General features: G+C 44.5%; 15 protein-coding genes and 1 pseudogene. 9 read left to right on the top strand and 7 right to left on the bottom strand.

Features of this window, described 5'->3' with window-relative positions; translation table 11 throughout:
- The first annotated feature begins 113 nt into the window (after positions 1–113).
- Complete coding sequence (locus tag F6K38_RS11005) at positions 114–545, top strand: helix-turn-helix domain-containing protein (RefSeq protein WP_008187894.1); 432 nt, start codon at positions 114–116, stop codon at positions 543–545.
- Positions 546–953: 408 nt separating this feature from the next.
- Complete coding sequence (locus tag F6K38_RS11010) at positions 954–2165, top strand: RNA-guided endonuclease InsQ/TnpB family protein (protein ID WP_071107980.1); 1212 nt, start codon at positions 954–956, stop codon at positions 2163–2165.
- 11 nt (positions 2166–2176) lie between these two features.
- On the opposite strand, the gene sbcD is transcribed toward F6K38_RS11010, so the two are convergent.
- Positions 2177–3400, bottom strand: coding sequence for an exonuclease subunit SbcD (gene sbcD, locus F6K38_RS11015; protein ID WP_008187888.1), 1224 nt, complete (start codon positions 3398–3400; stop codon positions 2177–2179).
- Between sbcD and F6K38_RS11020 the strand changes: the two genes are divergently transcribed.
- Positions 3393–3563, top strand: coding sequence for a hypothetical protein (locus F6K38_RS11020; RefSeq protein WP_044494246.1), 171 nt, complete (start codon positions 3393–3395; stop codon positions 3561–3563). The genes sbcD and F6K38_RS11020 overlap by 8 nt on opposite strands.
- 179 nt (positions 3564–3742) lie before the next feature.
- Here the strand turns inward: F6K38_RS11020 and F6K38_RS11025 are convergent, their stop codons facing one another.
- Entirely contained in the window at positions 3743–4306 is a 564-nt protein-coding gene (locus F6K38_RS11025) for a sll1618 family protein (protein WP_324616702.1), read from the bottom strand.
- Here F6K38_RS11025 and F6K38_RS43275 point away from each other — a divergent pair.
- Together F6K38_RS43275 and F6K38_RS43280 are read left to right on the top strand one after the other, a co-directional pair.
- Positions 4292–4444 (top strand): annotated as a pseudogene (locus F6K38_RS43275) (hypothetical protein); the annotation flags it as partial. The gene F6K38_RS11025 and the pseudogene F6K38_RS43275 sit on opposite strands and share 15 nt — an antisense overlap.
- Positions 4405–4527, top strand: a complete 123-nt coding sequence (locus tag F6K38_RS43280) for a hypothetical protein (protein WP_353737184.1) — start codon at positions 4405–4407, stop codon at positions 4525–4527. The pseudogene F6K38_RS43275 and the gene F6K38_RS43280, both read left to right, overlap by 40 nt.
- A 165-nt stretch (positions 4528–4692) precedes the next feature.
- Here F6K38_RS43280 and glyS read toward each other — a convergent pair whose 3' ends face one another.
- The 4 genes from glyS to F6K38_RS11050 form a co-directional block, all read right to left on the bottom strand.
- A complete protein-coding gene (gene glyS / locus F6K38_RS11035; RefSeq protein ID WP_044494267.1) occupies positions 4693–6855 on the bottom strand; it encodes a glycine--tRNA ligase subunit beta in 2163 nt (720 codons plus the stop codon).
- Positions 6856–7140: 285 nt separating this feature from the next.
- A complete protein-coding gene (locus tag F6K38_RS11040) occupies positions 7141–8247 on the bottom strand; it encodes a calcium-binding protein (protein ID WP_052308470.1) in 1107 nt (368 codons plus the stop codon).
- Positions 8248–9440: 1193 nt separating this feature from the next.
- Positions 9441–10613 (bottom strand): tetratricopeptide repeat protein, encoded by a 1173-nt coding sequence (locus tag F6K38_RS11045; RefSeq protein ID WP_008187875.1) that lies wholly within the window; start codon positions 10611–10613, stop codon positions 9441–9443.
- Between the two features lie 325 nt (positions 10614–10938).
- Complete coding sequence (locus tag F6K38_RS11050) at positions 10939–12018, bottom strand: PIN/TRAM domain-containing protein (RefSeq protein ID WP_044494244.1); 1080 nt, start codon at positions 12016–12018, stop codon at positions 10939–10941.
- Between the two features lie 390 nt (positions 12019–12408).
- Here F6K38_RS11050 and hemW point away from each other — a divergent pair, with 390 nt between their 5' ends.
- The 3 genes from hemW (at position 12409) to F6K38_RS11065 (ending at position 15399) form a co-directional block, all read left to right on the top strand.
- Positions 12409–13671 carry a radical SAM family heme chaperone HemW gene (gene hemW / locus F6K38_RS11055; protein WP_044494242.1) on the top strand — a complete coding sequence of 421 codons (1263 nt, stop codon included), beginning with the start codon at positions 12409–12411 and terminating at the stop codon, positions 13669–13671.
- 61 nt (positions 13672–13732) lie between these two features.
- The gene (gene rsmI, locus F6K38_RS11060; protein ID WP_008187868.1) at positions 13733–14584 is read left to right on the top strand and encodes a 16S rRNA (cytidine(1402)-2'-O)-methyltransferase; all 852 of its coding nucleotides are present in this window, start codon (positions 13733–13735) and stop codon (positions 14582–14584) included.
- A gap of 218 nt (positions 14585–14802) precedes the next feature.
- Positions 14803–15399, top strand: coding sequence for a YdcF family protein (locus F6K38_RS11065; protein ID WP_008187866.1), 597 nt, complete (start codon positions 14803–14805; stop codon positions 15397–15399).
- Positions 15400–15804: 405 nt separating this feature from the next.
- Here the strand turns inward: F6K38_RS11065 and F6K38_RS11070 are convergent, their stop codons facing one another.
- Entirely contained in the window at positions 15805–16116 is a 312-nt protein-coding gene (locus F6K38_RS11070; protein ID WP_008187864.1) for a DUF2288 domain-containing protein, read from the bottom strand.
- A gap of 179 nt (positions 16117–16295) precedes the next feature.
- Between F6K38_RS11070 and F6K38_RS11075 the strand changes: the two genes are divergently transcribed.
- Positions 16296–18255: penicillin-binding protein 1C (locus F6K38_RS11075; RefSeq protein WP_502709575.1), on the top strand; the 1960-nt coding region annotated here is incomplete at its 3' end.

Consider the following 18255-nt stretch of genomic DNA (forward strand, 5'->3'; position numbering starts at 1 on the left):
GAATCTTCTGAGTGCTGAAGTTTAATGCATTAATTAATAGCACCCGATGATTCCACGTTTCACAAATTTTTCTGTTATACTAGTTTTATCGGAATAGTTTAAGGAGTCAACTGATGAACAAGTGCGTTGGTACTACTGAAGCGGCATCTCTGTTAGGAATTTCTTCTAGACGATTGCGACAACTCCTAAGCTCTGGCCGGGTCAGAGGTGCTTATAAAAGCGGTAAATTCTGGATTATTCCCCTGTTTAACTATCTGCCTCAAATTACCAAAGGCAGACGTGGCCCAAAGGGTAAGTGGCTTAAAAATCGTCCTCCGGCTCTAGCTAAGATCAATGTCAACCGCAATCACATTGGCTCGAATATGCACAAAAGTCCCAAAGACCGGAAGCCAGTGATTTCAGTAAAACGAAGTGGCAACAATCTATACGGCAACCAAGTAGAAATCCTCGGCCCATGTCGGATTGTCTATCAGCCAGATCACCCACTCGATTGTGGCGCTCGTTTGTGGATCGAAACCTTCAGTGATGTTCACTTCATTTCTTGATGCAAAGCGCGAGTGGGGGAAACCACGGCAGTCGCTCATGGGGGAGACCACGGCAGTTGCTCATGGGGGAAACCCCCAAGACCGCACTGCCTCCCCAAGACCGCGCTGCATCGCTGGTGGCAGTTTTCCTGCTAGTCGCTAATTACCAATTACTAGGAATCCCAACACTGAAAGCTCCGTCTCTTTAGAGCCGGTCAGAAGTTACCGCAAGAATAAGGAAGCCTTTATGGTTGGTCGGCTATGAGTAAAGGGTGAAAACTTTATGATTAAGGCTTCCTTATTCTAAGGTTTCGTCTCCGGGATGAAAGTGCTTAGCGAGTTTATTCGCCTTGAAAAGATATTGAATCATAGTTGTATAATTACGCTATATGTGTTAGCGTAATTGTATACATAAGAGGTCGATTTATGATGATCATAATTGAATTCAAAGCCTACGGAAAATCGTGCCAATATCAAGCTATTGACGAAGCAATTCGGACAGTAAAGTTTATCCGAAATAGTTGTATTCGTCTGTGGATGGATAATAAGGGCACAGGAAAATATGACCTCAGCAAGTATAGTAAAATACTTGCCAAAGAGTTTCCCTTTGCCAATGAACTGAATTCAACGGCTCGACAGGCTGCGGCTGAGAGAGCCTGGTCATCAATTACTCGCTTCTATGACAATTGCAAGAAAAAAGTACCAGGAAAGAAAGGTTTTCCCCGTTTTCAAAAACACTGTAGATCTGTTGAGTACAAACAATCAGGATGGAAACTTTCCCCTGATAAAAAGTCAATCACTTTCAGTGACAAGAAAGGAATAGGAAAGCTGAAACTCAAGGGTACCTGGGACTTGTGGCGCTTCGATAAAAAATTGATCAAACGGGTTCGCATTGTCACAAGGGCTGATGGGTACTACGTTCAGTTTTGCGTCTCTGTTGATGTAAAAGAGCAATTAGACCCAGCTGATACCACTCTAGGCTTAGATGTAGGACTAAAAGAGTTCTATACCGATTCTAGGGGAAACACTGAACCTCATCCTCGCTTCTATAGGGCAGGAGAGAAGCGTCTAAAATTTTATCAACGCCGAGTATCTCGGAAAAATAAAGGCTCATCTAACCGTAAGAAAGCCATTAATAGATTAGGCAGACAACACCTTAAAATAAGTAGGCAGCGTGAAGAACATGCCAAGAGACTGGCGCGTTGCGTAATCCGGTCTAACGACCTGGTTGCCTATGAAGATTTAAGAGTCAAGAATTTGGTTAAAAACCATTGCCTTGCTAAGTCTATTAATGATGCTGGTTGGTATCAATTTAGAAAATGGTTAGAGCACTTTGGCGAAAAGTTTGGCAGAGTCACTGTTCCAGTCAATCCTGCCTATACAAGCCAGAATTGCTCAGAATGTGGCGAAGTGGTCAAGAAGTCACTATCAACTAGAACTCACGTCTGTGAATGCGGTTGTGAATTAGACCGTGACCACAACGCCGCAATCAATATCCTAAAAAGAGCCTTGGGTACGGTGGGGCACACCGGAACCTGGATCATAGATCAGAACGCTTCGGGAGATCTGGCCTCTACTGTTCTTGGTTCCGGCCAGGAACAGCAAGTCGGGTCGTTGAGCGAAGAATCCCCGTCCTTATAGGGCGGGGAGTGTCAACGATTTTTCTCTAATAGGCATTCTGCAGCTTCTAGCATATCTGCAGCAATATCTCTGAGGTCTTGCCGATTCTCTAGATATGTCGATAACGCATCTATGGGGTCAATACTGTTACCTATACCAAGTTCCGGCAAGCGGGGACGGGCTAGCTGGCTGACTAATTCTGGACGAATGGTATAGTGGTGGGCTGCCCTCAAGGATTCATGTATGGCACTATTGTCAATTAGGTCGAGCTGCTCAGAACGTAGCTTGTAAATCAGCCGGACTATAGCGTTTTTAATAATTTCGTTACCAATAGCGTTTAGTAAAGTACTTTGGGGATCATCTGCTTCAGCAAGGTTGACCTCAATGGTACGGAAGGGACGCACTGACAAGGGACAAAATTCCCACTGAACATGACCTTTGGACAGCTCAATCATGACATAACCTTTGTCTTCCTTCTCTTCACTGAAATCGACCCGCTCAATGCTGCCAGGGTAAATGACTGGCGGGTCATTGGAGTGGTTGAGATTCTGGTGTTGGTGGATGTGTCCTAAAGCTACATAATCAAAGCAGGGTCGAGTCAGCAGCGAGAGCGGAATAGTAAAACCTTTACCAACGGCTAGGAAGCGTTCTGCACCAAATCTAGCTTGGTCTGCCATTAAATGACCTAACAAGACCGTTGGCAGGTTTGGGTCTAGTTGACGAATTTCTGCTTCTAAGATTGGCTCAAGCCGTGAGATCAGGAGTTGGTTAACCTCGGCTAGGGTTAGACCTTCGGTGTCTGGGCGACTGAGAAGGGTGGAGTTGGTTAGCCACGGTAGAGTAATCACCTGTACTCGACCATTGTCGGTTTGAATCTTATGAGTTTCGATGCTATCCCCTACTACAAATCCAGGCACGCCTAAGGTGCGATAAATACATAAGCTAGCACCTCCTTGTCCTTGGGAGTGTTGGTCGTGATTTCCTACTAGTAAAACGGTAGGAATGTTTACATCTACTAAGCGGCGAAATTGATTAGCAAAAGCTTGTTGAACATAAGGTGGTGGTGTGGCATCGGGAAAGGCATCACCGCCAAAAAGAACTAAATCCACAGGTTCGGTAATGGCTCGGTCAATACATTTAGCTAGGGTATTGACAAAATCTTCTAAACGTGTATTGATTCCAGTAGCAGGGTTGATTCGTCCATGGGAGAAACCACTACCCATGTGGATATCAGATAGGTGAAGAATTTTGATCATTAGCCATGATATAGCGCTACGCGCAAGTCAGAAGTCAGAAGTCAGAAGTCAGAAGTCAGAAGTCAGAAGTCAGAAGTCAGAAGTCAAAAGTCAGAAGTCAGAAGTCAGAAGTCAAAAGTCAAAAGTCAAAAGTCAAAAGTCAGAAGTCAGAAGTCAAAAGTAAGCGATTACTTACGTTTTGGAGTTTAGGAGCGATGCAGCGTCAAACATTTGAATGGGTAGTGCTATACTATTAGAAAGTAGACATGATGAGATTAGGAAATAGCAATTAACATTTTTTAAATTGCTATTTTCCTATTAATTGCTATAGTCAGTTTTTGATTTTTGGAAACATCCCTTTGATTATTGGTCAAGAATGTCAGATAAAGCTTCATGAATGACCTGTTTTTGATCAGAATCGTATTTCCAGCGCTTGAGAAATTCTTGGTAGTTGCCAACTCCAGTAAGGGCGCTTTGCCTTAACTGTTGGGCAATGTCAAACAGGCTTGGCATGTTTAGTTGTTTAATGAGATTAGCACTACGCGATCGCACTCGGTCTGATCCTTGAGCCATGTCTTCTTTGCCATTGCGGCGATGGTTCAATGCCATTGCCGCTGACATAGCTAAATTTTTGACTAACAGTTCGGCTACGATTTCGGGGGATGACTCTAGGGCTGTGATCACCTCTGGTGAGGGATTGTCAGCTAAGGTGCTGTCACTGGTAAGGTAGGTGACAAAGAAACCTCTAGCACCATTCTTGCTCTTGACTAAGGATGCGATCGCTTCGGTAATTTCTGGCGATGTTAGTTCCCCTGTTACCATTTTGGTCATTATCGATTCGGTGAATGCGATCGCATCATCAAACGTTACGGTTTCCAAAATCTCCATGGCAGTTCTGAGGCTAGTTCCATAGTGGGTCAGTTTCAATTTGACCACAATTTTAGTAGAACCGCAGATAGAGCTTTTACGATCAATCCCCCAAAGTTATCAGCGGTCAGCGGTCAGCGGTCAGCGGTCAGCGGTCAGTGGTCAGCGGTCAGTGGTCAGTGGTCAGTGGTCAGTGGTCAGTGGTCAGCGGTCAGCGGTCAGCGATCAGCGGTCAGCGGTCAGCGATCAGCCGTCAGCCGTTGGCCTTGGCCTTTAGCTGATTACTGATTACTGATTGCTGATTGCTGATTGCTGATTACTGATTTATTATAGCTGATAGCTGATAGCTAATTACTGATTACTGATTACTGATTACTGCTTACTGCTTACTGATTACTGATTACTGATTACTGATAGCTGATAGCTAATTGCTGACAAACCAAACCCTAACTCTTGACAATTGCTCCAAAATCTGCTAACACACGAGCATGATTCCGCAACAATCCCAACAAATTCAACCGATTACTGCGAATATTGGGGTCAGGATCCATCACCAACACACTCTGGTCACCATCAAAGAAAGTGCTAACTGTAGGAGCAATCTGTTCTAGTGCTTCCACTAATTTCTGATAATCTCGCTCTTCCTGAGACGCTTTAATTTTCGGCACTAATTCCACTAGGGCATCATAAAATGCTTGCTCACAAGATTTCTGGAAGTATTCCGGAGTCACTACTGTTGTTGGTTGTAACTCTTTGGTATCTAAATCCCCTTGTTTAGCTAAACGAGCTGAACGGTTGACAGTTTCATAGATTTTATCCAGCGTACCATTATCTCGGATAGACTGAAGAAACAAAGCGCGATCGCGTACATCTAACACATCAATTAATGCCCTGTTTTGATACTCGGGATCATCTTCTCCTAACACAGCATTCACTAAATCATAGTCAATTTTATTTTCTTCTTGGAGCAGAGTCCGAATCCGTTGTAAGAAAAATTCTTGTAATGACTCTATTGGTGAGTTTTTGTCTGGATAAGCAGCTACAAAATCTGCAGCAATATCTTGTAGCAACTGTTGGAGATTAATCGGTAAGTTGGCATCCCAGGTAATGTTGATAATACCATTAGCCGCACGACGTAGAGCAAAGGGGTCAGAAGAGCCTGTGGGTAACATGCCTAAACCAAAGATACTGACTAAAGTATCTAGCCTGTCTGCTAATCCTACCACTTGCCCGGTCAGGGTTTGAGGTAGAGCATCCCCTGCACCTCTGGGTAAATAATGCTCAAAAATTGCTGTTGCGACTTGCTCAGATTCCCCACTAGTAACGGCATACTTTTGTCCCATTACCCCTTGTAATTCAGGAAATTCATAGACCATCTGGGTAACCAAGTCGGCTTTACACAGTAAGGCCGCTCTTTGAATCTGAGTAATCGCCTCTGGTGAGATTAGATTAGGAGAGTGTTGACGTAACTGGTCAGTAATTTGACTCGCTATCTTTTCTATTCTACCGACCTTTTGGCGTACTGAACCCAAATCTTTCTGAAAAGTGACCTTCTCCAGTTGGGGTAAATAGCTTTCCAAGGGTGAGTCGATATCGGTTTTGTAGAAAAACTGTCCATCGGCTAGCCTGGCTCGGATTACCCGCTCGTTCCCAGTAGCAATAATTTCGGATTTAGCCGGGTCACCGTTACCAATAGTAATAAAATAGGGGATAAGTTCAGTAGCCGCTTCGGTTTTGAATACTGGGAAGTAGCGCTGATGAGACACCATCTCTGTGGTGACCACTTCTTGAGGTAAATTCAAGAATTCTGAGGAAAATTTACCTACTACTGCTGTCGGCCATTCCACTAAATTAGTGACTTCTTCCCATAACTCAGGGTACAGAGGGGTATAACCACCTAATTGTTTAGCGGCTGATTCCACTTGTGATTTGATTGTCTCGCGACGTGCTTCAGGGTTGACCTCTACATAAGCATTGCGCAAATAGGACTGATAATCTGTTGCTTGGGGAATCTCTACTGGTTTGGGAGACAAGATCCGATGACCACTGGAAATGCGATCGCTTTTTATAATCTCGGCATTATTATCTAACTCTACCGGTAGCACTACATCATCCAAAAGTGTGACTAGCCAGCGAATCGGACGGGGAAACTTTAAATCTCCATTGGCCCAGCGCATGAACCGTCTTCCTTCCAATCCAAATATCCATTGGGGAATCAGTTCCGTTAAAATTTCCGTAGCGGGGCGACCGGATATCTGTTTCTGAACAAAGACAAATTCGCCTTTAGCCGTATCTCTGAGGAATAGATTATCTACCTCTACCCCCTGTTTACGGGCAAACCCAATCGCTGCTTTAGTAGGTTGGCCATCCTTAAACGCTGCCTTAGCTGGTGGTCCTTTAACCTCTTCTTCTCGGTCGGGTTGCTTTTGAGGTAATCCTTTAATGATAACTGCTAAGCGGCGAGGGGTGCCGTAAATCTCAATTCCTTCTGGAGTAAGAAAGTACTCATCCAGGGTTTGGGGAATTCTCGATTGCCACTGTGCGATCGCACTATCCACAAAATCTGCGGGTAATTCTTCTGTACCGACTTCTAATAAAAATGTAGACATAGGGAACTGATTACTAATCAAAACCATAATCTTTAACTACCAATTCCCCCAGTGTACCTCTTGAGATTCTAGACCTGGTTATGATAGTTTTCACAGAAAAACCAGAGTTACAGCGACTGTCGCCAAACTCGACCTCAAACGCCCTTATGTAGTTAGCATCAGTAGTAGGGGCGTACGACGTGCGCCCCTAAAAGTATAGTTATTGCGTAAATGCTGAGTTAGAAACCGTCGGGAAAAAACAGGTTGACTCAGAGTTACACTCACAGATCAAGCTAAATCAGATAACTAAATCGTCAGAAAGTTGCTAGCGCTGGCAATAGTGCTAACTTGTGCATTATTCACAACTGCTAAGACTTCACTGTTAGCAGAGATTTCCACATCACCACCACTTTGGTTAAACGTCAAGTTACTAAAAGTCAAGGCACCAGACAGACCCAGGAACATCTTACCAGCCTCAAAGTTAATGATAGTATCAGTTCCTTTGCGTGCTTCTAGGACAACAATATCCTGACCACCCCCAAGCCTGATCGTATCGTTGCCAAAGCCACCAACAACGAAATCATTACCAGTGCCAGTGTCTATGAAGTCATTACCGATACCCCCATAAACTGAGTTACTGCCTCCGGAGGAGAATATCCGGTCATTACCAGTGCCGCCATAAATGTTGTCAGAGTTGGAACCGCCGAAAATCAGGTCATCTCCAGCACCACCATAGAGAATGTTTACTCCCTCACTGCCAAAGATTGTGTCATTACCACCTTGACCGTAGATTGTGTCATTATCAGCAGTACCGAAAAGAGTTTCATCGTTGCTTGTGCCTACAATTACTTCATCTTTCGGCACAACTTTCAAGTTATCCACTAGTAGGGCGGATTCCAATAACTCATCTTCTACATCCACCACTGCCATACCTACTAGATAAGTACCAGAAGTTGGGAATTTGTAGGTAAAGGTATTGTAGTCTGTTTCCTGACGAAATCCTGTAGGAGACAGGAGAAATGAACTATTTGTATCTGCGAGGTTAAATAAAACGTTTGGGGTGATGGAGACAAAGGCAAAATCCTTGAAGGTGGAGTCAGGGGTAAGCTCATCAGTGAGGAAGTTAAAGTCGAAGCTCAAAACATCTCCAGCGTTGACTGTAATAGGTTTTAGCTTGAGAGCGGATCCTTCTTTGGCATCCCCATTGCCAAAACCATCTATAGTGCCTGGGTTCAAACCCAAGAGGTTTTCAAGTTCGCTATCACTTACAGAACCCACATCATTAGTAATTAAAGCCTGAAATTTTCCCTGAGAAGGGATACTGCCAAATGCCGCTGTCTCAATGCTGGCATCGCCGATAGTGTTCCAATTTATGAAGTCGCCAGTCTCAAATCCAAAAATAGTAGTCATCATATTTTGTCTTTGGTAGATTAAATTATTGACACAAGAAGGTCATTGCAGACAAACAAATTTTGACTAAGCTCACCTCAAGGCATCATAAGTTGATACACCAGTTGATACACCAGTTGATACACCAGTTGATACACCCTAATTCAGACTCGTAAAACCGATAAAGTTTTCGTAGATTCCCCTTTAAATCAACGTTTAAATGTTGGAGTATTCATGAAAAATTCAAATACCTTAAGGTGTCTTATTTTTTTACCCTGAAAATTTTTATATTTTGCTTGACTTGACTATTTATCAATTTATCAATTCTTTTTTTAAAGAAAAATACTTTTATTTAAAGTATTCGTAAAGTTAAGACTAAACTTGTTCAAGTTTTAGTTAAAATTAGGGAATCACAGTTAGCTAGGTAACGCCCATAAACTAGATACCATCAGTTATCCGGGGAATCTTCACAGATTTCAGGGATCGTAACACTGCCAAAGTCAGCAGCATCGATTCATTCACAATAGGTTTGATTACTTGTATAGCGGTTTTCAATTTGGTGAGGTACACAATTTTGGGATTTTAGGGAACAGGAATCCCCCCTAACCCCAGGGCTGTTTCTTGGGTCCGACTAAAATGTGATAGGTGCGCTTTCCGGAGACAAAACCTTGAAGAGTGGTTTGAAGTTACCGTAAGACAGGCTCGCTTTATTCCACGAGTTTTAACCCTTTTATGCATAGCCTGCCGACGCTCATTGGCGAGCCTGTCTAAGGTTTCATCTGAGGCCTTATTACAAAAGTTTTAACCCTTTTACCTATAGCCAGTAACCCATAAAGGCGACCCTCTGAATGCGGTAACTTCGTTCCCGCATTCAGAATTAAATTCCCTCAAGGCCCGCGCCTCCTAGGCCGGGGAACCCGGCCTAGGGTCGCGCCTTCGGGTCGCACCTTTGGATAGGAGGTGGGGAGAAACGGGAGAAACGGGAGATAGCGGTGCGAAGCACCGTCGGGGAATTTTTTTTAATAAAAAGGTATTTTTATTAAAAAAACCCTCTCCCCAGCACCCCACCTCCCTTTCACCCGATTGACCTGACAATTTATTCCAAATAATGAAACAGCCCTGGCATAACACCAAAAAAATCTCGTATTTCTTTTCTACTGTTCTCTGTTCCCTGTTCCGGTGATCCGCTGTTCCCTGTTCCCTAATACTTAATAAGATTAAACCTGAAATCCCATAGCCTGAAGTCCCTGACGAAGACGCTGAGCTTCAGCTGGGTTATCGGTTTCGTGAAGTGCGATCGCTTTTTTAAAGGCTGATAAACTCTGATCAACCTTGCCCAGTTTAAGCCAAACCACTCCCAAGTTTTGATAAGCCTCTCCATACTCTGGGTTGAGTTGAATCGCTTGCTGATAGGATGCGATCGCATTTTCCATCTGACCCAAAGCCTTCCAAGTCATGCCCAGATTATTATGTCCAAGGGCAAAACTTGGGTCTATCTTCACTGCCATTTCATAGGCGGTTTTGGCGTGATTCAACTCCCCTGCTTGTAACAACAAACTGCCCAAGTTATTGTAAGCTCCTAATTTCAACTGGGGCAAAATCGGTTGTTGGATCGCTTGTTGGTAATGTATTGCTCCTGAATTAAGCTCTCCTTGGCGAGTATAAGCATTCCCCAGATGGTAGTGCAGTTCAAATAATACCGCTGGCTCTAGCTCAGTGCCAGTTAAACCACGCTTGAGTAACTCCAGACCCTGGTCTACTTGATTATTTTGAATATAAAGCGCCCCGAGTTTACTACACACATAAGCATCAAACGGATGACTAGCCAGATAGCCTTCCATCGCCGTAAGCGCTCTAGTCAACTTATCCCGTGATGCGATCGCATCATCGCTATAACCGTAGTGTAAGATTGCCACCTGGGATAGAGACACCACCTGCCATTGGGGTTCTCGTTGTAACATTTGCGCTACAGTATCATCCACCATAGCATGATAGGGGCGAGAAAAGCGAATCTCTGGGTGATAGCGAAACAAACGGGACACCAGAGAATAGGGAGATTGAGTTGCACCCACTTCTTGCCGGACTAGATTAATAACTAGATAGGAACTATTTTGGATTGCCTGCTTAATTTCCGGTACAACTTCCGGTTTCAACACTTCATCAGCATCCAACACCAGCACCCATTCCCCTTGCACATACTTCAATGCCTGATTGCGAGCAGCTGCAAAATCATTACACCATTCAAACTGATAAACTCTAGCACCATAGCTTTGCGCCACCTCAATCGTTCGATCCGTTGAACCTGTGTCTAGGACGACCATCTCATCCACTACATCCTTGACACTACTCAAACATTGTGGTAATGATTCTTCCTCATCTTTAACAATCATGCATAGGCTAAGCATGGCATTAGTCATTGGTTAGGAGGTTTAAGGTTAGCCAGTTGAAGGTTAGGAGGTTGAAGGTTAGGCGGTTGATGATTGACGGTTAGACGGTCGATGGTGAGACGGTTGATGGTGAGACGGTTGTTGAGGATTAGAGGCTTAAGAAGAGCAAACCTGGATTTATAACATTCAAGCTGTAAGGTAAGCTACAAGGGACGCCAAGGGCAAACAACCTGCAACCTTCAACCTGCCAACCTGCAACCTGTAACCTGCAACCTTCAACCTGCCAACCTGCCAACCTGCCAACCTGCCAACCTATAAAACACCAATATCAAACCGTAACCGAAGCTTTAGGTCGAGCAAAAATCATCCTACCTGCTGAAGTCTGCAACGCTGAGGTAACAATCACTGGCAGTTCAACACCCATGTGTTTATACCCTTCTTCCACCACTACCATTGTGCCATCATCTAGATAACCAACTCCCTGGGTAGGTTCTTTACCCCCCTTAAGGATTTTCAGCTCTAGGATGTCACCCGGTAGATACAGAGGACGCACGGCTTGGGCTAAATCATTGACATTCAACACTGGCACCTTTTGGAGGTTAGCCACTTTACTCAAGTTGTAATCATTGGTTAAAAGAGTGCCATTAATTTCCTGGGCAAAACGTACCAATTTGGTATCTACAGTTTGTAGGTCATCGTAATCAGCCGAATGAATCACCAAGCGTTCTGGATAAACGGCTTGCATCCGATTTAGGATATCTAGGCCCCGTCGTCCCCGAGTGCGCTTCTGATCATTGGCAGCATCGGCAAGTTGCTGCAATTCTAGTAAGACAAACTGGGAAACCAGAATTTGACCTTCGATAAAACCCGTCTCAAGCAGTGCTTCGATCCGACCATCAATGATACTGCTAGTATCTATAATTTTACTTGAGGCTGATTTGAGGGTGCCTTCTGCCACTAAAACTGATTCCAGGCTGTTAGGATTGATCAGCTGCAAGAAGGTGCGACCATGGGTATCGGCTAGACTAACCCCCAAGAACGAAAACATCACACTTCCTAAAATGGCAGTCAGGGGTTTGATGAAGGAAAATTCCGAGGGGATGGGGAGTAAGAAAATCGGCGCTAGCATCAAATTAGCTAACAGCAGTCCCAGGATCAGACCAATAGACCTGGTTAAAATCACCTCCATTGGCATTTTTCGCACTTGGGCTTCTACCCGACGGTAACTTACTTGGGCCATTAACCCTAGTGCTAGTCCGATAATGGCACCAAAGCATGCAGTAGTCGAGCGTAACGCTGTCAAATTGCTGACTTGATCTTGCACATGACCGGGTAGCAATTCCACACTGTCGAAGCCTATGCTTGCTGCTGCTATGATAAATAAAAGTATAATGACGAAGTCAAGCATTCTTCCTTTCCAATTGGTTTTGTAGTTGTTTTTTTAGGAAAACTTTTTAAACGATTGCATAAACTGTCGTCAACGTGATAGTCAACAACACTATTTAGTATATCCTTTATATCGCTGTATTCTCTGATCCGACTTAGCTTCATTAAACCGTTGAATTGCCTAGGCTAACCGAGGGATAGCTTGGGCAATTATATTCGCTGGAGTTATCTGCTCAAGGGAGTTACAGGTTTCCTACTGTTGACTCTTCTTAAGGGGGGAATCTCGCTCCGGAGGAGATTGAGGTTAGCCAAAAGATGATCACAAAACTAATAAAAAATTTATTTAATTAATAACTGTTCATCCCAACGGTCGGATTGGCTTACCTGATTGAAGTATTACCGTAAAAAGCCCGTGGTCAATTTATTACATAATTCTGAGAAAGATTGCGATTCTTTAAGAGTCAGTGCCGCCTATGTTCATATTCCCTTTTGCCGACGCCGATGCTATTACTGTGATTTTCCAGTCTCTGTGGTAGGGGATAAGGCCACACAGAGTACCTCTAGCATGATTGACCAGTATGTCGAGGTGTTATGTCAGGAAATTAATATCACTCCACCGACCACAAGCAGTTTAGACACAGTTTTCTTTGGAGGTGGAACCCCCTCTCTGCTGACAGTTGAACAACTAGCCAAAATCCTCGACACCTTGGACAGGCGCTTTGGAATTGCAGCTGATGCCGAGATTTCCATGGAGATGGATCCAGGAACCTTCAACAAGGATCAGTTAACGGGATACCGAGATTTGGGGGTCAATCGAGTCAGCTTAGGGGTTCAGGCATTTCAAGATAAATTATTGAGCAATTGTGGCCGTACCCATGACTCTAAAGATATAGTCACTGCTATCGAACTGATCCATCAAGTAGAGGTTCCCGAATTTAGTCTTGATTTAATCTCTGGTCTACCGGCTCAAACCCTAGAACAATGGCAGGAGTCTCTGGAAATAACGGTCAAGATTGCCCCTACCCACATTTCCAGCTATGACCTAGTCCTTGAGCCTGTGACTGCCTTTGGCCGCCAGTACACCTCTGGAACTAAGCCGTTACCGACTGATGAAACCACTGTCATGATGTACCGCTTAGCACAGCAGGTGTTTACTAGTGTGGGGTACGAACATTATGAAATTTCTAACTATGCCTTGCCTGGTCATCAATGCCGTCACAATCGGGTCTATTGGGAAAACCGCCCTTATTACGGTTTTGGCATGGGTGCGGCTAGCTATACTCAAGGATATCGGTTCACTAGACCACGCACGAGGCGGGAGTATGATGCTTGGGTGGAACAGTTACTAGAAGCGGGTGGGGTTTGGGATGGCTCACCCACGACTTCAGAGGATGTGTTGTTAGAAACCCTAATGCTAGGTCTACGCTTGGCAGAGGGGTTGAGTCTATCTATGCTAGCTCAGAGGTTTGGGGAAAAAATTCTGGAACAGATTTGGATGGGTTTGCTGCCATACTACGGTTGTAACTGGGTAGAGGTTGTGGGAGATAATGGCGAAAGGGTTAATTTAACCTATGGTCAGAGGTTACCAGTGGCGGGAGGGTTGAGATTAACTGACCCGGAAGGGTTTTTGTTCTCGAATACCATTCTGGCTGACTTGTTTCATCTTTTGGGGTAGGAGCCCGTGATTTGTTGATTAACCGCAAAGACGTAAGGGATGGCGAAGAAGACAAGTGGGAATGCTTTATGTGGTGGGAACACCAATTGGTAATTTGCAGGATATGACGTTTCGGGCAGTGGAAATTCTGCAATCGGTGGATTTGATTGCTGCGGAAGATACGCGCCATACCGGGAAGCTATTGCAGCATTTTCAAATTAAAACGCCGCAAGTGAGTTACCACGAACACAATCACGACCAGCGTTTACCCGAGTTGTTGAATCGCCTGGGTCAAGGAAATACCATTGCGTTGGTGACGGATGCTGGGATGCCAGGCATTTCTGACCCTGGCTATAAATTGGTGAAGGCTGTTATTGAGGAGGGGATATCGGTAGTGCCAATACCAGGTGCTACTGCTGGAATTACGGCATTAAGTGCTGCGGGACTACCGACAGACCGATTTGTGTTTGAAGGCTTTTTACCCACCAAGGGTCAAAGTCGAAAAAAACGTTTAGACTCTCTCAAGGGGGAACCAAGAACGTTGATTTTGTATGAAGGGCCTCACCGTGTGCTTAATACGTTGCGAGATTTGGCAAACTGTTTGGGAGAAAATCGTAGAATTGTATTAGCTAGGGAATTAACCAAACTGCATGAGGAGTTTTGGCGGGGAACTATTGGGGAGGCGATCGCTCATTTTACTCAGCTAGAACCCAAGGGAGAGTTTACCCTAGTAATTGGTGGAGCTTCCCAACAAAAGCCTATGTTATCAAAAGCTGAACTAGAAGCTCAATTGACAGAGATTATGGCTCAGGGAGTATCGCGATCCCAAGCGAGTCGTCAGTTAGCTAAGCTAACTCAACTCCCCCGACGTCAACTCTATCAGCTAGCGTTGACAATTCCTTCATCAGTTTTTCCGGTCAAGGACCAAGACTAAGCTTGATTGGTAAATCTTTCTAAATTTTTTAGTTTTTGTTGATTAACAAGTAGCAAGTAACAAGTAGCAAGTAACAATCAACAAGTAACAAGTAGCAAGTAACAAGTAGCAAGTAACAAGTAGCAAGTAGCAAGTAATGACTAATCCCTAAAGAAAGCTGCTTTCCTTGCGCTTTGAGTTAAACAACGCCATCTATCTATTCGACATCCATTCGAGTTATGATTTTCAGGATTCACTCCCACTCATCAGCCCCTAACTATAAAGCTAAATTAATACCATGGGTGACACTCGTTTTAGCAATGACTCTGATGTTTGGTTACAAAAGGATTGAAAGCTATTTAGTGCAACCAAAAGTTGCCTTAGTTTTAGGGGGATCTGAATCGCGGGAGAGATATGCTGCCAAATTTGCCATAAAGCACCCAGACCTCAACATTTGGGTATCTTCCGGCAGCCCGAAGGGATATGCTAAACGGTTATTTACCCGGGAAGGAATTGAGGTCAGTCGCCTCCACCTAGACTACAAAGCGGTGGATACGGTGACTAACTTTACCACGTTAGTGGATCAGTTAGAAGCTCAGGACATCGATAGTGTCTATTTGATTACTTCTGACTATCATATGCGCCGTGCTCGCTTGATTGGTGATATCGTGCTTGGCAGTAGAGGAATTGTTCTCAAGCCGTTACCTGTTCCTTCCGGAAAGTCTCCTGAACCCTTTGAAAAAGCTTTGCGAGATGGGGCTAGGGCGTTGCTGTGGTTGACGACAGGTCATACAGGGGCTGAATTAGGCCAAGCCTCGAAAAGGTTAATCAATTGACACTCCCCGTCCTAGAATAACGGGGATTCTTACTTGGCCGTAGGCCACGCTACGCGAACAACGAGCTGTCTTGCGTATAGCAGGTCGGAACCAAAAAAAGTAGAGGACAATTCGACCTAAGCGTGCTTGATCATGGATCTAGGTTTCGGTGTGCCCCACCGTACCTTTTTTATATATAGATAGATAGATACTTTTTTTTATCTAAATTTTTCATAGACCTTTAAGTCGTTAGACCAAATTACGCAATATGTATCACAGACATATTTTTTACGTTGCCTACTTATGGTTAGATAGTATCTATCTAGTTTTTTAGTTTATTGTTATAGACTTTTAAAATAGCACACCTAGTACAAACTGTCAAGGCCATTGTTTAAAAAAAAGCCGTCCTATAAGGACGGGGCGCGATTACCCAAATTTTTTGGTAAAGTCCGTTGAGAGTTCTTGCACCAGTACGTAGGGTTGTACAATCAGAGCCTGAAACCGCTTGTTCTGGTTGCTGTTCCAATTAGAGAGTTGCTCAAGTAAAGGCTTGTGCATTAGCTGCTCACTGATCCAATGTTGGACAGATAGCACATCATCATTTGCGATCGCTACCCCAACATCCAACAAATCCAGTCCCTCATTCACCACCAATACTGCATCTCGTTTCACATGAGGAATCAGTAAGTCCCAGGTTGTCTCATCCAGAGATTCCGCCAATTGTACTCTTAAATCCATGTTTAATTCAAGGTTTTCTTAATAGTTCTTTAAACATACAGTAAAATTGCTCCGATGCTTTGTTTGATTTAACTATTTGATCAAAGCTCTAATCACCTCAGGTTTCCACCTCAGCCTTCCTCTAACCATTGAGTTATAACGGTTCTCATAGTAATGAGCTACACAAGATTGTTTCCCTGATGAGAAATTCGATTAACATCATCAAACAGAAAATGTGGTTGAGGCTGAATCCCAAACATCGGCGTGCTGTAAAACTATTCCTTGGCTTGGCGCTGCTTGGCATCACGGTGCGTACGCTTCCCTATCTCGCTCCCATTCGTGCTAAAGATTTAGTTCAAGATGACCTAGCGGTAGAATTTCGTGACCGCAATGGTTTATCCCTAGGCACAATCCTCAGTCGAGACCAAGACCATACTGCAGTTGTCCCTCTCGATCAAATTTCCCCGCACTTTATCCATGCTATTCTCGCCGCAGAAGATGGAGAGTTTTATCACCATGGGGCATTAGAGATGCGGGCAATTATGCGATCGCTAATTGAAGCCATTGAGGCGAAACGCATTGTCAGTGGTGCTTCCACCATCACCATGCAACTGGCACGGATGCTGGAACCCAACCCCCGCACTCTACCTGCCAAATTCCAAGAAATTTGGCTATCCTGGCGATTAGCAGCAGGGATGAGTAAAGATGAAATCTTGGCAGCCTATATCAACCGACTCCCCATGGGTGGCAATATCTATGGCTTAGAAGCTGCTGCTCGGATTTATTTTGGCATGCCTGCTAGTGAACTCAATGTTGCTCAAGCCAGCCTATTAGCTGGTCTACCCAATAATCCTAATTATCTCAATCCTTATTATTACTGGGATGCTGCCAAACGGCGGCAAATCTATGTGCTCAAGCGCATGGTAGAAGATGGCTATATCACCGCTACTCAAGCAGACCAAGCCTATGAGGAAGCCATTTCCCTACTACCTCGACAGCAAGGAATAATTGCCGCGCCACACTTTTTATTCTTGGTTGCCAACCAATTACCATCAGAGCATCCCTCCCAAATTCGTACTACTATCGACCGTCCCCTACAGGAATTTGTTGAAGCCCAAGTGCAGCAAGTAGTTCGCGACCTTGCCCATAAAAATGTCCATCACGCTGCTGCTATAGTCATTGAGAATCAATCCGGTGAAGTATACGCCTATGTCGGCTCTCCCGATTACTTTTCCGAAGCTGAATTAGGACGCAATGACGGAGTCCAAGCCCTACGTCAACCCGGTTCCACCCTCAAGCCTTTTTTATATCAATTAGCCCTAGAGCAACGAATTATTCGTCCTAACACCGTCTTAGCTGACATCCCCACCTATTACCCGATTCCCGGAGCTAGACTCTACAGTCCCACCGATTACAGCGAAACCTTCCTCGGACCAGTTCGCATTCGTATTGCTCTAGCCAATTCCCTTAATATCCCAGCAGTTAGGGTATTGGAAAAAGTTGGAGTATCAAACTTTCTGTTGCACTTACATCAACTAGGCTTTGAACACCTAACCCAGTCTCCAGAACATTATGGATTAGGATTAACCCTAGGTAGTGGCGAAGTCAGTCTTTGGGAACTAGCTCGCGCCTACCTCACCCTAGCACGACTTGGAAAACCCACATCCCTTGTCACTAAGCTATCTAGCCCCTCGCCAAATAGGGATGATTTGTCGGTTTACGGAAGAGCAGGAATGGCGCGAAGCAAACAATTGTCAGATCATCCCCCAAGTAAGCAAAGCCCACTATTCAACCTCCAACATTCAACCCTCCAACATTCAACCCTCCAACATTCAACCCTTGGCCAAAAGGCCACGCTACGCGAACAACATTCAACCCTTTCAACCTGGGCATTAATCACGGATATACTGAGTGACCCTCAAGCTCGTGCTCAGGGGTTTGGTGTAGATTCAGTACTGAATTTACCTTTTCCGGCTGCCGTTAAAACTGGCACCTCTTCTAATTTCCGAGATACTTGGACTGTGGGATTCACCAAAAACTATACCGTTGCCACTTGGGTAGGCAATTTTAATGGTGAGCCCATGGAACAAGTGTCTGGGGTGATTGGTGCTGCTCCCCTCTGGCATCGGATTATGTTACACCTGCATCAATCTCAAGAAC

This window comes from Moorena sp. SIO3B2, from assembly GCF_010692525.1.
Lineage (GTDB): Bacteria > Cyanobacteriota > Cyanobacteriia > Cyanobacteriales > Coleofasciculaceae > Moorena > Moorena producens.